13 protein-coding genes are annotated in these 13,880 nt (G+C 53.2%); 12 read left to right on the forward strand and 1 reads right to left on the reverse strand.

From position 1 onward, the window contains the following. Positions 1-44 precede the first annotated feature (44 nt). A complete protein-coding gene (locus MKX63_RS13165) occupies positions 45-482 on the reverse strand; it encodes a hypothetical protein (protein ID WP_341017585.1) in 438 nt (145 codons plus the stop codon). A gap of 286 nt (positions 483-768) precedes the next feature. On the opposite strand from MKX63_RS13165, the gene MKX63_RS13170 reads away from it, so the two are divergent. The 12 genes from MKX63_RS13170 (at position 769) to pseI (ending at position 13,398) form a co-directional block, all read left to right on the forward strand. After that, a complete protein-coding gene (locus tag MKX63_RS13170) occupies positions 769-1,569 on the forward strand; it encodes a CgeB family protein (RefSeq protein ID WP_341017586.1) in 801 nt (266 codons plus the stop codon). A gap of 179 nt (positions 1,570-1,748) precedes the next feature. Beyond that, the gene (locus MKX63_RS13175) at positions 1,749-2,525 is read left to right on the forward strand and encodes a glycosyltransferase family 2 protein (RefSeq protein ID WP_341017587.1); all 777 of its coding nucleotides are present in this window, start codon (positions 1,749-1,751) and stop codon (positions 2,523-2,525) included. Between the two features lie 40 nt (positions 2,526-2,565). After that, positions 2,566-3,990: a CDP-glycerol glycerophosphotransferase family protein gene (locus MKX63_RS13180; RefSeq protein WP_341017588.1), complete on the forward strand. Its 1,425-nt coding sequence runs from the start codon at positions 2,566-2,568 to the stop codon at positions 3,988-3,990. Between the two features lie 17 nt (positions 3,991-4,007). Then, positions 4,008-5,012: an SDR family NAD(P)-dependent oxidoreductase gene (locus MKX63_RS13185; RefSeq protein WP_341017589.1), complete on the forward strand. Its 1,005-nt coding sequence runs from the start codon at positions 4,008-4,010 to the stop codon at positions 5,010-5,012. Between the two features lie 12 nt (positions 5,013-5,024). After that, positions 5,025-5,990: a dTDP-glucose 4,6-dehydratase gene (locus MKX63_RS13190; RefSeq protein WP_341017592.1), complete on the forward strand. Its 966-nt coding sequence runs from the start codon at positions 5,025-5,027 to the stop codon at positions 5,988-5,990. Beyond that, on the forward strand, positions 5,987-7,183 hold the full coding sequence (pseC, locus tag MKX63_RS13195; RefSeq protein WP_341017594.1) for a UDP-4-amino-4,6-dideoxy-N-acetyl-beta-L-altrosamine transaminase: 1,197 nt from the start codon (positions 5,987-5,989) through the stop codon (positions 7,181-7,183). Before MKX63_RS13190 ends, pseC begins: the two co-directional genes overlap by 4 nt. Before the next feature lie 23 nt (positions 7,184-7,206). Further along, a complete protein-coding gene (locus MKX63_RS13200) occupies positions 7,207-9,006 on the forward strand; it encodes an N-acetylneuraminate synthase family protein (protein WP_341017595.1) in 1,800 nt (599 codons plus the stop codon). After that, a complete protein-coding gene (locus MKX63_RS13205) occupies positions 8,993-9,910 on the forward strand; it encodes an aldo/keto reductase (protein ID WP_341017597.1) in 918 nt (305 codons plus the stop codon). The genes MKX63_RS13200 and MKX63_RS13205 overlap by 14 nt, the downstream gene beginning before the upstream one ends. A gap of 4 nt (positions 9,911-9,914) precedes the next feature. Then, entirely contained in the window at positions 9,915-10,712 is a 798-nt protein-coding gene (locus tag MKX63_RS13210) for an SDR family oxidoreductase (RefSeq protein ID WP_341017598.1), read from the forward strand. Between the two features lie 17 nt (positions 10,713-10,729). After that, the gene (pseG, locus tag MKX63_RS13215) at positions 10,730-11,824 is read left to right on the forward strand and encodes a UDP-2,4-diacetamido-2,4,6-trideoxy-beta-L-altropyranose hydrolase (protein ID WP_341017600.1); all 1,095 of its coding nucleotides are present in this window, start codon (positions 10,730-10,732) and stop codon (positions 11,822-11,824) included. Further along, positions 11,796-12,368 (forward strand): UDP-4-amino-4,6-dideoxy-N-acetyl-beta-L-altrosamine N-acetyltransferase, encoded by a 573-nt coding sequence (gene pseH, locus MKX63_RS13220; protein ID WP_341017601.1) that lies wholly within the window; start codon positions 11,796-11,798, stop codon positions 12,366-12,368. The genes pseG and pseH overlap by 29 nt, the downstream gene beginning before the upstream one ends. Next, positions 12,346-13,398 carry a pseudaminic acid synthase gene (pseI, locus tag MKX63_RS13225; RefSeq protein WP_341017602.1) on the forward strand — a complete coding sequence of 351 codons (1,053 nt, stop codon included), beginning with the start codon at positions 12,346-12,348 and terminating at the stop codon, positions 13,396-13,398. Before pseH ends, pseI begins: the two co-directional genes overlap by 23 nt. The last annotated feature ends 482 nt before the right edge of the window (positions 13,399-13,880 follow it).

Raw genomic sequence — 13,880 nt, forward strand, 5'->3', positions numbered from 1 at the left:
AGTAGGTCAATCAAGACCTCTGCTAGGGAGTTTTTTTGTCCATTCTACACGGGCACGATCACTTTTCCTGTAATGTGGATAGGGCCCCTAAGGTTAATTTCGCCTTGAAGATCTTCGAGGTTAGAGGCAAAGACCTGAAAAGCATAATAGCCTTCGGGCAGATCGGTAAGGATCGTCTGGAACATGGTGGTCATTCGGATCGGATCTCCGTCCGCCGGGATAGCGGATTGTTCGGCACTGCCTACGAGAATTCCATTTACAAGCACTTCCAGCAGGAGAGTGGGTTGAACAGGCGGTGTGGCAAAGACGTTAGTAGCCTCCCAGCCAACAGTTGTAGACAGCTCTACGAAATTGCTTGGAGCAGGAGGAACGGGCATACCGAATTCCAAGATCAGGTGCTGTGTTCCGTCGATTGGAATCGGAGGTCCAAAAGATAGATTGCTACTGACACTTCGGGCAAATTCTACTAGGGTATGCGGCATTTTTTCACCTCCATATTATGGCATAGTTCCATCCTATGTTTTAAGTGAATATTATGTTAGAGACAACACCCTATGGACTGGAAAAATATCGGAAATTTTGGTGGTGATAGCTATGAATATCCTATTTATAACTTCAGGCTTCCAGGGCGTGTATTCTTTCTTCGAACAGCGTATTGCAGAGGCTTTACAGAAAGCGGGGCACCATTGCAGAGCTTTGCAGCCTGACAGTGCTTTAGGTGAATTAAAGCTTAACCAGCCTTTTTGGCAGCCGGAGCTAATTCTGCTTATGGCTGGTTTGAAGGTCTCAGAGCCTGTGCTGGAGTGCATCAGACAATCCGGGGTGAAATCAGCGGTATGGATGACAGAGGACCCCTATTACATGGATTGGACAGCTCCGCTGATTGCTTATTTTGATTATATTTTCACTATTGACCAAGCTGCAGTGGAGCATTATCAAGCCTTGGGGCACCCCCGGGTCTATCATCTGCCGCTGGGCACAGATCCTGAGCTGTTTCACCCCGCAGCCGTATCCGAGGAGTATAGATGTGATATCTGCTTAGTAGGCGTGCCTTACAGTAACCGGATTGAGCTTATAGAAGCCTTACTTGCAGGCACAGCCTATCACATCCAGCTAGTGGGGCGGGGGTGGGGCCGGTACTATCATGAGTGGAAGCATGGCGCTAAGCGCAATGTGGAGCTGGTGAATGCCTGGGTCCCGCCGGAGACGGCTGCTAAGTTTTATAACGGGGCGAAGATTGTGCTGAATGTCCACCGCCCTTCCGCTGAGAAGTACAACCGGAACCGGGCAGGGATTATCGCCACAAGCATCAACAACCGCACCTTTGACGCAGCCAGCTGCGAAGCGTTCCAGCTTACCGATCATAAAAGCGGGCTCCGCCATCAGTTCGAGGAAGGCACACAGGTGGTTTCTTATCAGGATAAGCAGGATTTGCTGCAAAAGATCCATTACTACATGGCGCATGACGAGGAGCGCAAGCGGATCGCTGAAGCAGCGAGGCAACAGGTGCTGGCAGCCCATACCTTTGAGCACCGGCTGCATGTTTTGTTGATGAACGTGCAAGCTTAATAGACGGATTCACCGGACCTGATAGACGCTCCGCAGTTCATCTGCCGGGCGTTTATTCAGGTTTGCCCATAGACTAAGTCCGCTATTTTGTCCTCCAGTTGAAAATTTAGTCTTCTAACCTATAACGTTTCGAAGAAGGATACATATGATAGCAAGTAAACAGCGGGGGAGGTATTCGATTGCCAAAGGTTACGATCATTATGACCAGCTACAATAAGGCCGCATATGTCGCAAAGTCCATTGAATCCATTCTGAATCAGACGCTTACAGACTTTGAATTCTACTTGATGGATGATAACTCGAATGAAGAAACTCTGAAAGTGATTGAGCCCTATCTCAAGGATGAAAGAATCAAATTCTTCAGAAGCGATACGGAAACCCTGCAGCAGAGAGTAGAAAAGGTCAGATACTCCGCGCTGATCAATCAAGCCCTCGCTCAAGCACAGGGAGAGTATATTTCCTATGCTACCGATGACAACCGTTACAGAAATACTAGACTTGAGCAGATGGTGGACTATCTGGAGGAGAATCCCGAAGTCATGATTGCCTACTCTGCGTCGCTGGTCAACTACTTGAACGAACAGGATGAAGTGACCCGCAGCCAGCTTAGACCGGCCAAAAAAATCGTTTCGGTGGCCCCTTGTGTCATCGATCATTGCTCCATCCTGCACAGAAGCTCGATTCTTCCGGTCATTCATGACAAGTTCGGGTCTTACTGGGATGAGAATCCGGAGTTCTATCGAATAGGTGACGGCAGGTTCTTTTGGCGGCTTAACCAGTTCTGGGATTTCTACCCGGTTGACGAGGTTCTGGATGATAACTATATCACCGAGCTGTCGATTCATTATCAATTGCAGCATCAGGAGAAGAGCCAGTTCATCCAGATGCTTCCTCCGCAGCGGACCTGCAAGGAACTCAGGGAAGAGCTAAAGTTCATCCAGCAGCAAAAGAAATAAAATCTCTGTCTAGACAGGAACCACGAGGAGGGAGAACGGATTGTCCACCTATCTGTCCAATTACTGGTCACTCTATAGTGAATTTATCCATACTGCGCAGGAACTGAAGTACAGGAATATCCCTCTGGCCCTGATGACAAACTTCTATCAACAAATCAATGATGAGCTAAGAAGCGAGATGGGGAGCAGCGGGTTCAGGCTGAAGCTGGAGCATTCCGGTATTCATGAGCAGCACCAGATTCAGCCTTTCTTTGAAAAGCGGGTTGCGCTGCTCTATCAGCCTGTGAAGTCCAATCTGAAGGGCAAAATACTGATCAATCTGGACTATATCAGAATGTCGGAGCAAACAATCAGTGAGTATTTCAGCGGAGATTCGGCCATGATTCTATCCCGCTCCAGAGCGGAGGAGCTATTTGGCATCCCCAATGTATACAGCCTGGGCTACAAGCAGGATACCAAAGCTGCTGCAGAAGAGCTGGTCCGGCGCGCTGCTGACCTTTTTGCGAAGACCGAAGGACATCCTGCGTTCAGTAATGAATTTTTTGTCCAGACCTTCCTAAGCCGGATTCCTTCCATTGTAGATACCATTGAAATGGTATTTAATCTCTACAATGACCTGCCGGTAGCCGCTGTAATGGTAGGTACGACAGAAGATGTAGCCAGCCGGGCGCTTGCCGTCGTTGCAGGGATTAAGGGGATTCCCAGCGTATGTCTGCAGCACGGAATTCTGATGGGAGAGGAAGCCTTCATTCCTGTATTCTCCAGCCATATCGCAATTTACGGGCAATATGAACATGATTGGTATGTGCGCAGAGGGCTTGAAGCTGAGCGGATCGTGATTACCGGCCATGCCCGTTACGATGATATCTTTACCTCGAAGGTTACGTCTACAGAGTCTTTTAGAGAAACCTACCAGCTTGATCCTCATAAAATCACCTTACTGATCGCTACCGGACCGACGCTGGATGAATACAAGATCCGTACCCTGCTCACCCAATTGGCCTCACATCCGCAGTTCCAGCTGATCATCAAGCCACATCCCTGGGAGCTGTCCAAGAAGCTGATCTCGCTGTATACCGGGTACGAAGAAGAATATAGCAATGTTCATGTGGTTACTGACCGGAAGGCAGATACCCGTGAGCTGATTATGAAATCGGACGCTGTGGTCGCCACCCTCTCTACGGTTGCCCTCGAAGGCCTTTTATTCGGCAAGCCTGTATTTGTCTATAAATTCATTCAGGCTAACCGTGAATATGATTACTATGATGCCCTTGACCGCTATATTCAAAAAGAACCGGCGGACTTAACCCGCATCATCGCCCGTTATTATTCCAGCAATATAGAGAAATCAAACTACAAGATTGTAAAAGAGAAATTCTTGCAGCAATCCTATCAGATTCCTGACTCCGGCAAAGCGCTTGCGGATCTCATGGACCGGCTGATCCATGGAAGCGGGAATCGATGAAGCGGGAGGTGGAGAGCATGTTCTTCCGGAATAAAAGGATTCTGATCATCGGCGGTACCGGCACCATCGGGAAAAGTATTGCGAAGCTTCTGCTGAAGCAGGAGCCAGAGATCATCCGGATTCTCAGCAGAGACGAGTATAAGCAGTTCGAGCTGCAGGATGAGCTGCAAGGGAACGCAAGACTTAGCTGCCTGATTGGAGATGTCCGGGATTATGACCGTGTGCTGGCGGCAATGGAGGGGATAGATTATGTGTTCCATACTGCTGCTATGAAGCATGTATCCTTCTGTGAAACTAACCCGTTCGAGGCTGTACTTACGAACATTATCGGCACTCATAACGTGATTCAGGCAGCGAAGCAGCAGAAGGTAGGCAAGGTCGTTTTTACAAGCACAGATAAAGCCATTTCACCGACCAACAACTATGGAGCCACCAAGCTGTCTGCGGAGAAGCTGATTTCCTCTGCCGTCACCTCGGGCGGCTCCGGCCAAACGGTGTTCTGTACCGTACGGTTCGGGAATGTGATGGGCTCCAGAGGGTCTGTTATTCCTTTGTTTGTGAAGCAGGCGAGAGAAGGCAGGGCGATCACCGTAACAGATCTGTCCATGACAAGGTTCATGATGACGCTGGAGCAGGCGACCCGGCTGACCGTTCAGTCCCTGCAGCTGGCGAAGGGTGGTGAGACTTTTATTCTGAAGATGCCGGTGATCAGGCTGAAGGATCTGGCTGAGGTTGTAGCCGAGGAGGTGCCGAAGAAATATGGGACCCTCCCGGCTACGGTGACGATCCTGGAGATCGGCCTGAAGCCAGGCGAGAAGAGATACGAAGAACTGATGACCCGCGAGGAATCACTAAGCGCTTATGAATTGAAGGATGTATACATTGTCCCTTCCCCCTATGCTGCACCGCAGTCCTACCGGGAAGCAACCAGGCCGAAGCCGGGCACCTACAGCTCCGAAGGAGAGACCCCGCTGACCAAGGAGCAGGTCAAGAAGCTGGCATCGGAACAAAATCTAATCTAGTGGAGGCTTACTATGAATATACTTGTAACCGGAGGTGCCGGCTTCATCGGCAGATGGGTGGTCGGACGTTTGTTAAAGGATGGACAAAGGGTATGGGTCGTTGATAATCTGGCGAATTCATCGTTGGATAATCTGAAGGAGTATGAGGATAACGAGCATTTGCAGAAGGTGCAGATTATGGACCTTAAGGACAGAGCAGCCTTGAAGGAGCTTTTCCGGGAGAATTCGTTCGACCTGTGTTACCACCTCGCGGCAAGCATTAATGTGCAAGACAGCATAGATGATCCTGAGACCACGTTCAACAATGATACGCTGGCGACCTTCTATCTGCTGGAGGAATGCCGCAAGCAGCAGGTGAAGCTGGTCTTCATGAGTACCTGCATGGTCTATGCCAGAGCGGCGGATGAACAGGGAATTGATGAGCAATCCCCTATCAAGCCAGCCTCTCCCTACGCCGGGGCCAAGATCGCTGCGGAGAATATGGTACTATCCTATTTCTATGCCTATGATCTGCCGGTGGTGGTCGTAAGGCCATTTAATACGTATGGTCCCTATCAGAAAACCGGCGGCGAAGGCGGGGTCGTGGCGATCTTCATCCACAGCAAATTAAAAGGCCAGCCGCTGAATATCTACGGGGACGGCACTCAGTCACGGGATCTATTATATGTGGGAGACTGTGCAGATTTCGTAGTGGAGGCGGGTTACAGCGATAAGCTGCATGGAGAAATTATCAATGCAGGCACAGGTGAGGATATCACCGTCAATCAATTGGCCGAGCTGATTGCAGACGGGCAGGCACCAGTCCAGCATGTTCCCCATATCCACCCGCAGAGTGAGATCCAGAAGCTGTTATGCAATTATAACAAGGCAGAGAAGCAATTGTCCTGGACACCTAAGGTTACCATCCAGGAGGGCATCCGGCAGACAGAGCAATGGATTCTTGAGACCTTTCACCGAAAGGAGCCGAACCAATCATGAGTAAAAGCAAACTGGCCATTGACGGCGGGAAGCCTGTACGTGCCCACTACTTGCCGTATGGGAGACAGATGATCGATGACGAGGATATTGAGTCCGTGGTCAAGGTGCTGCAAAGTGATTATTTGACCAGCGGCCCGGCCATTGAGCAATTCGAAGCAGAGATCGCAGCGTTTACCGGGGCAAAATATGCGGTGGCCTTCTCCAGCGGAACTGCGGCCCTGCACGGGGCCTGTTATGCCGCCGGGATCGGCGAAGGGGATGAGGTGATTACGACTCCCATGACGTTTGCCGCTACTGCGAACTGTGTACTGTATCAGGGGGGCGTACCGGTATTCGCAGATATCGATCCGCGGACGTATAATCTTGATCCGCAGCGGATCAGGGAGAGAATTACGGCCCGAACGAAAGCGATTATTCCCGTCCATTTCACCGGCCAGCCGGCACAGCTTGATGAGATCCTGGAGATTGCAGGGGAGCATAATCTGATCGTGATTGAGGATGCGGCCCATGCGCTTGGTGCGAGATATAAGAATAGAAGTATTGGGGCTATCGGGGACATGACCATGTTCAGCTTCCATCCTGTAAAGCATATAACAACGGGAGAAGGCGGAATGATTACGACCAATAACCCGGTGTATTATGAGAAGCTGCTGCAGTTCCGCACCCACGGCATCACCAGGGATGAGCGTAAGTTAAGGGAGAACCACGGACCCTGGTATTATGAGATGCAATTCCTCGGGTACAACTACCGGATCACAGATATCCAGACCTCACTCGGCATCTCCCAGCTGCGCAGAATCGGGGGCTTCATCGAGAAGCGTAAGCAGCTTGCCGCCTTGTATCTGCAGGAGCTGAGCGGGACCAAGGAGCTTATTCTGCCGCATCAGCTTCCAGAGGCGGAGTCGAGCTGGCATCTGTTCATTGTCAGACTTCAGCTCGCAAGGCTGAAGGCCACCCGCAAGACGGTCTTTCAGGCGCTGCAAAAGGAGAACATCGGAGTCAACGTCCACTACATCCCCGCTTATCTGCATCCGTACTACGAAAGCCTGGGGTTCCGCAAGGGAATCTGTCCGGTCGCTGAAAGCTGCTACGAGGAATTCATTACACTCCCGCTATATGCGGGCATGGAAGCTGAAGATGTGATGGATGTGGTCGCCGCAGTCAAGAAGGTGATCCGCCACTACTCCAAGTAACAATAGAGAAGGGAGGGATTAATGTGGGCAAAGTGAAGGTGATTGCCGAAATTGCCAATGCCCATTGGGGCGACCTCCGCCGGCTGCGGGAGCTGATCCTCGCAGCCGCACGCAGCGGCGCTGACGGGGTGAAATTTCAATGGTTCCATTACGACAGCCTGGCGGCGCCGGATTTCATCCATTATCAGACGTATATTGATTTGTTCATCGGTAAGCAGCAATGGGCGGAGGCTGTCCGGCTTGCCAAGGCTGAGGGACTGGAGGTCTGGGTAGACCTATATGATGAATGGGGAGTCGGGCTGCTCGCGGAGCTTGAAGATCAGGTGGACGGTTTGAAATTACCCACAACCGTCTTGCAGTCACTCCCCTTGATTCAAGGCCTGAACAGGTTCAACAAGCCCTTACTCATCGGTGTGAGCGGCTGGCTGGAGGAAGAGATGGATACGCAATTATCCTACATTCGGAGCCATTTCAAAGGTCCAATCGTGCTCATGCACGGCTTCCAGGGCTATCCGACCCGGACAGAGGATTCCAACCTGAGCCGCATCGCCCATATCAAGCAGACCTATCAGCTGGAGGTGGGCTTCGCGGATCATGAGGATGCTGATCATGAAATGGCAGTGGATCTTCCGGTGTATGCCTATCTGCTGGGGGCCAGTGTCATTGAGAAGCACATTACCTTGAACCGTGCCGAGAAAGGCATTGACTATTATTCGGCGCTTACGCCGGAGGAATTCGGGCGGATGGTGGAGAAGCTGCGCCGGGCAGAGTGTGTACAGGGCAGCCTCGAAATTAAGGACTCGGAAAGACGGTATCTGGAGGATTCCTCTCTGAGGATCGTCTCCCGCAGAGAGCTGCGCCCGGGTGAAATGATCACGCCTGAGAACATATGCTATAAACGTTCCTCTATGCCGGATGCCTTCATGGCAAGCAAGGCTTCCGTACAATTTCCTATGATTTCCACCTCGGTAATTCCTGCGAACACACCCATCACGCCCGGGCAGGTAAAAGCACCCAAAGTCTGCATTGCTGTCATCTGCAGATTGAAATCGACCCGGCTCCGCCGCAAGGCGCTGCGCGAGATTCACGGCATTGCGGCCATCGAGAGATGCCTGATGAATTGTCTGGCTGTGCCGGGCGGCTATGAGGTGGTGCTGGCCACCTCGGACCTGCCGGACGACCAGCCGCTTACGGCGTTCACTCTGAACGGTCAGGTGAAGGTGGTAACCGGTGACCCGGACAATGTGGCTGCAAGAATGCTGAGCGTGGCTGAAGCGGTCCAGGCTGATATCATAGTCCGGGTGACGGGCGACAATCCGGCGGTCTCCCCGGAGATGCTTCAGCTTCTAATAGACCGGCATCTGGCAAGCGGTGCAGATTTCACCTATGCCAAGGAGTCAACCATGGGGACGGTCGGGGATATTTTTACCGTTGAAGCGCTGAGAAGGCTGCTGCACTATTCCAATCCGCTTACGCATGCGGAGTATCTGTCCTTTTACTTTTTCAACAATCCGCATCTCTTCAAGATCAATGCTGTGGACCTTCCTGCGGAGTGGGTGCATCCCGAGTGGCGGTTAACCATGGATGAGATTCAGGATCTGGAGCTGTTCGAGGCGGCCTACCAGGCACTGGATGTGGGGCCAAGACCGCTGTTCTTCGAAGAATTGAAGGCATTCCTTCAGGAACACCCTGAGGTGGCTGAGCGCAACCGGGGCATTCAGGTGAAATGGCGGGATGATACGGAGCTGGTCAAGGAGCTGAATGCAGCTACCACCTTGAACAATAATGATAACGTTAGCGGGGCATCAAATGATGATCAATAAAGCGGGTCTTGTGCTGGGGACGGCCCAGCTGGGCGGAAATTACGGGATTGCGAATACAGCTGCGAATCCCTCTGTGCAACAGAGGAACGAACTGCTCCAATATGCCCTCTCTGCAGGGATCGGTTATTTGGATACCGCGCCGGGATACGGGGACAGCGAGTCTGTCATCGGAGATTGCCTAAAGCACACAGCGCCGCAGAGCCGGCCGCAGATTGTGACGAAGCTCCCTTCCGTCCAGCGGCTGCGGCTGCATACGGAGGAAGCGCGGAGGAGGTTCGTCATCTCTTCCGTGCATGCTTCGCTGAACAAGCTGAATTGTTCTGCGCTGGATGTCTGTCTCTTGCATGATCCGCTCGATCTGACTTATCAGGGCGGCGAAATCCTGCAAACGCTGCAGGAAATGCAGCAGCTGCAGCTGATCCGCAGAATCGGTGTATCTGTGTATGATGCGGAGGATATTGCGAATTTTATGCGCGTGGAGGGGCTGGACAGCATTCAGATTCCGCTGAATGTCCTGGACCAGAGATGGCTCGCGAATGGAATGCTGGAGCAGCTCACCCGGAAGGGAACAGAAATCTTCGTCCGCAGCGTCTATCTGCAAGGTCTGCTGCTGATGGCACCGGAGCAGCTTCCGGCGGGGCTGAAGCAAGCGGAGCAGCCGTTGTTACGATTAAACAGCTACAGCAAGGAAACCGGGATACCGGTTAAAGAGCTGTGCTTCCTCTATGTGAGGGATCTTCCGGGGATATCCGGGCTGGTGATTGGCTGCGAGACGGCGCGGCAGGTGCAGGAGAACCTGCGGATGATGGCATTGCCCCCTCTAAGCCGGGCGGTGAGGCAGACGCTTGGTGAATCCTTTACGGATATTCCTGTAGAGATCATTGACCCCAGGAGGTGGAAGTAACCGGATGCGAACTCTTCAAGAATTATTTAATCTGCAAGGCAAGGCAGCGGTTGTGACCGGAGGGGCTGGTTATCTGGGTACAGCTATAGCGGAGGGGCTGGCTGAGGCTGGTGCGGCAGTCTATCTGGTAAGCTCGAATGGGCAGCGCTGCAAGGAGACCGCTGAGGCGATCGCCCGCACCACCGGAGCAGCCTGCTTCGGCAAGGCGATGGATATCCGGCAGGAAGCATCAGTCAGAGAATGTATTCAGAGCATCGCTGAAGCGGCCGGAAGCATCGATATCCTGGTGAATAATGCCGCATTCAGCTCAGCCGCAAGGCTTGCGGATATGAGTGAAGAACAGTGGCTGGCCGGGCTGGACGGGACAATCAATGGAACCTTCAGATGTGTCAAGGCTATCCTGCCCTATATGGTTGAACAAAAGAGAGGGTCCATCATTAACGTCTCCTCGATGTACGGGCTGGTCTCGCCTAACCCGGAGGTCTACGGAGACAGCGGGATGGATAATCCCGCCAATTACGGGGCGGGTAAAGCGGCGATAGGCCAGTTTACCCGTTATATTGCCTGCCACTTCGGACAACACGGAATCAGAGCGAATACGGTATCGCCGGGGCCTTTTCCTAATGCAGCGGTTCAAGCTGCCGATCCGCAGTTCATCCAGGATCTGAAACGGAAGAATCCGCTGGGCAGAATCGGCACCCCTGAAGATTTGAAGGGAGTGATGGTATTCCTCGCTTCCGCCGCCTCAAGCTATGTTACAGGTGAGAATATCTCTGTTGACGGAGGCTGGACCGCATGGTAAGCACAGCCGCTAATCCAATGAATATATGGATTCGGGCTGATTCCTCGTATTCGATGGGCACGGGCCATATCATGCGCTGCCTGACACTTGCAGGCGGGCTTGCCGCCAGAGGCGGGCAGATCACATTCATTTGCCGCGAGCTGCCGGGGAATCTGGCCGACTATATCAGGGGCCAGGGCTATGCGGTGGAGCTGCTGCCGCCCCCGGATGATCCGTCGTACGCCGCATTCTGGCTTCAGGTGGATTGGCGGACCGATGCCATGGAGACGGTGCAGCGGCTGGAGGGGGCTGCTCCTGCGGATTGCCTCATTACCGACCATTACGGGATTGATAAGCGGTGGGAGACATGGGTGCAGGGGAAAGTGAAGAAGATAGTGGCCATCGACGATTTGGCGGACCGCCCGCATGAGTGTGATCTGCTGCTGGACCCCAATCCATCCGCTGCCAGAGACCGTTACCAGGGGTTGCTGCCTGCTTACTGCACGAAATTGACAGGCACCTGCTATACGCTGCTGCGGCCGGAATTCCGCGCAGCTAAGCTGGGGCTGGCTGAACGGGACGGTAGCATAAGCCGGGTTCTGGTATTTTTTGGCGGCACCGATCCTACGGGAGAGACTCTCAAAACCTTGCAGGCCCTGCAGAGTCCCGCCTTCGCCAACCTGCGGCTTGATGTCGTAACAGGCGGAATGAACCGCCGCAAGGAAGAGATTGCATTCCTATGCGGCTCGATGCCGAATTCCACCTTCCATTGTCAGATTGATTACATGGCTGACCTGATGCAGAAGGCGGACTTCTCCATCGGAGCAGGCGGAAGTACGACCTGGGAGCGCTGTTACCTGGGCCTGCCTTCGCTGTGCATTATTACGGCGGATAATCAGCGGGAGATTACGGCCTTGGTTCATGCGCAGGGGGCTGCATTAAGCCTGGGGAAGAGTAATGAGGTGACGGCCCAAGCGATTGAGCAGGGGCTTAAGGCTATGCTGGCTGAACCGGCGAGGGTGCGGGCCATGTCAGAGCAGGCGCTCCGCCTGATGGGCGAGGATAAATGGGATGAGGTTATAGACAGGATTATGGGAGGGGACTATGGCAGACCTAAGGGATTACAGGCTTGAGAAGCTGAGCCGGGAGCACAGCCGGCTAATATGGGAATGGCGCAATGCCGATCACATCCGGCCCTATATGAATCACGACGGGATGATTCCGCTGGAAGAGCATCTTCGCTGGATGCATGCCATAGCGGAGGATACCAGCCGGGTCGTCCGGATCTGTTACTATCTGGACACACCGGTAGGCTTCGTGCAGTTCTCGCAGATCGACAGGGTCCACAAAACCTGTGAATGGGGCTTTTATATAGGGGAGAAGAGCTGTCCCCCCGGCTCCGGCACCATGATGGGAATCTTGGCGCTGGAGCATATTTTCCAGGTAGAGCTGCTAAGTAAGGTATGCGCGCAAATTCTGGATTTCAATCAGCGGAGCTTGTCCTATCACCGGAAACTAGGCTTCGAAGAGGAAGGCAGGCTATGCAGGCAACGGATCAGAAATCATCAGCCAGTGGATGTGGTCTTGATGGCCCTGTTCCGGGAGCAATGGGAGAGCCGCAGGCTACGGCTGACAGAGGAGGCAACGACAGGCCATGAAGGAAATCAGGATCGGTAACCGCACCATCGGCAGCGGGCATCCGCCTTTTGTCATCGCGGAGATGTCCGGTAATCATAATCAGTCCCTGGACCGTGCGCTCGAAATCGTTAAGGCAGCCGCCCGGGCTGGCGCTCATGCGTTCAAAATCCAGACCTATACGCCGGACACCATGACGCTTAATCTACGGAATAAGGATTTCATGATTGGAGAATCGAACGGGCTGTGGAAAGGGAAGTCACTGTATGAGCTGTATGCTGAAGCCTATACACCCTGGGAGTGGCATGAGCCGATCTTTGCTTCGTGCAGGGCACTCGGGATGATTCCATTCAGCACCCCATTCGATGAGTCCTCGCTCGAATTCCTGGAGAGTCTCGGCGCCCTCTGCTACAAGATTGCTTCCTTTGAAAATAATGATATTCCCTTATTGCGGAAGGTGGCCTCCAAAGGGAAGCCGATGATTATTTCCACCGGGATGGCCTCGCTCGGCGATATTGAGCAAGCTGTCCGCACCATAACCGGGGCAGGCTGCCGGGAATATATACTGCTCAAATGCACCAGCAGCTATCCGGCTTCGCCCGAGCATACCAACCTCAATACCATTCCGTATCTGCGTGACGTCTTCCGTGCTCAGGTGGGCCTGTCCGACCATACTCTGGGTGTAGGGGCAGCAGTAGCAAGCGTAGCGCTGGGCAGTACTGTGATCGAAAAGCATTTCACCCTGAACCGTGCGGAAGGCGGGGTGGATGCTGCATTCTCCCTGGAGCCGGCAGAGTTCGCTTCCTTGATCCGGGAGACGGAGACGGCTTGGAGGGCACTTGGCGGCATCTCCATCGGCCCCACCCCCGAAGAAGAGAAATCTCTGCAATTCAGACGGTCCGTCTATACCTCCAAGGACATCAAGGCCGGAGATCTGCTCACTGCAGATAACCTCAAAGTTATTCGCCCCGGCTACGGCCTCGCGCCCAAGTATTATGAACTGCTTCTCGGCAAACGCTTGAGAACCGGTCTGCCCGCCGGCACCCCGCTGAGCTGGGACCTGCTGCTGTAATCCGCCTTGACAATTGGGGCGAAAACGTCTATAACTAGAACATATCTGTATCCATTGAATCTAAATTCGATGACGGGACAAGTACGATAAGGTAACGTTCTCCAGAGAGTCGGTGCTTGCTGCGAGCCGATCGTTCACGCCTTACCCGAAGATCCTCCCCTAGAAGCTAAGCTGAAGCGTGTATACGTGTGTAGGCTCCGCCGTCTGCCGGACGTTATCCCGGACCCGCAAGGTTGTCTATTGCCTGCGGACTGAGATTGTGCTGAATTCACACCCCTTAGGATGTGCGTGCAGTGCAGATTAGGGTGGTATCGCGAGCGTCGTCTCGCCCCTTTGGGGGCGGGGCGGCGTTTATTTGTGTGGTGGGCATCCCCCTAAATCCCCCTTCCAAGGGGGACCCCAAGGGCTGGCCGCCCTCTGGACACCCGCAGGCAAGTGCATCGAGGTTGGAGAGGCGTCTGCGGAAGGGGAAAAATTTGTTC

Source organism: Paenibacillus sp. FSL R7-0179, assembly GCF_038002265.1.
GTDB lineage: Bacteria > Bacillota > Bacilli > Paenibacillales > Paenibacillaceae > Paenibacillus_AQ.

Bases quoted from the DNA above. Each gene is read 5' to 3' on its own strand.
- MKX63_RS13205 (WP_341017597.1), top strand. From the start codon at position 8,993: ATGATGATCAATAAAGCGGGTCTTGTGCTGGGGACGGCCCAGCTGGGC.
- MKX63_RS13165 (WP_341017585.1), bottom strand. From the start codon at position 482: ATGCCGCATACCCTAGTAGAATTTGCCCGAAGTGTCAGTAGCAATCTA.
- pseC (WP_341017594.1), top strand. From the start codon at position 5,987: ATGAGTAAAAGCAAACTGGCCATTGACGGCGGGAAGCCTGTACGTGCC.
- pseG (WP_341017600.1), top strand. From the start codon at position 10,730: ATGAATATATGGATTCGGGCTGATTCCTCGTATTCGATGGGCACGGGC.
- MKX63_RS13190 (WP_341017592.1), top strand. From the start codon at position 5,025: ATGAATATACTTGTAACCGGAGGTGCCGGCTTCATCGGCAGATGGGTG.
- pseI (WP_341017602.1), top strand. From the start codon at position 12,346: ATGAAGGAAATCAGGATCGGTAACCGCACCATCGGCAGCGGGCATCCG.
- MKX63_RS13210 (WP_341017598.1), top strand. From the start codon at position 9,915: ATGCGAACTCTTCAAGAATTATTTAATCTGCAAGGCAAGGCAGCGGTT.
- pseH (WP_341017601.1), top strand. From the start codon at position 11,796: ATGGCAGACCTAAGGGATTACAGGCTTGAGAAGCTGAGCCGGGAGCAC.
- MKX63_RS13185 (WP_341017589.1), top strand. From the start codon at position 4,008: ATGTTCTTCCGGAATAAAAGGATTCTGATCATCGGCGGTACCGGCACC.
- MKX63_RS13170 (WP_341017586.1), top strand. From the start codon at position 769: ATGGCTGGTTTGAAGGTCTCAGAGCCTGTGCTGGAGTGCATCAGACAA.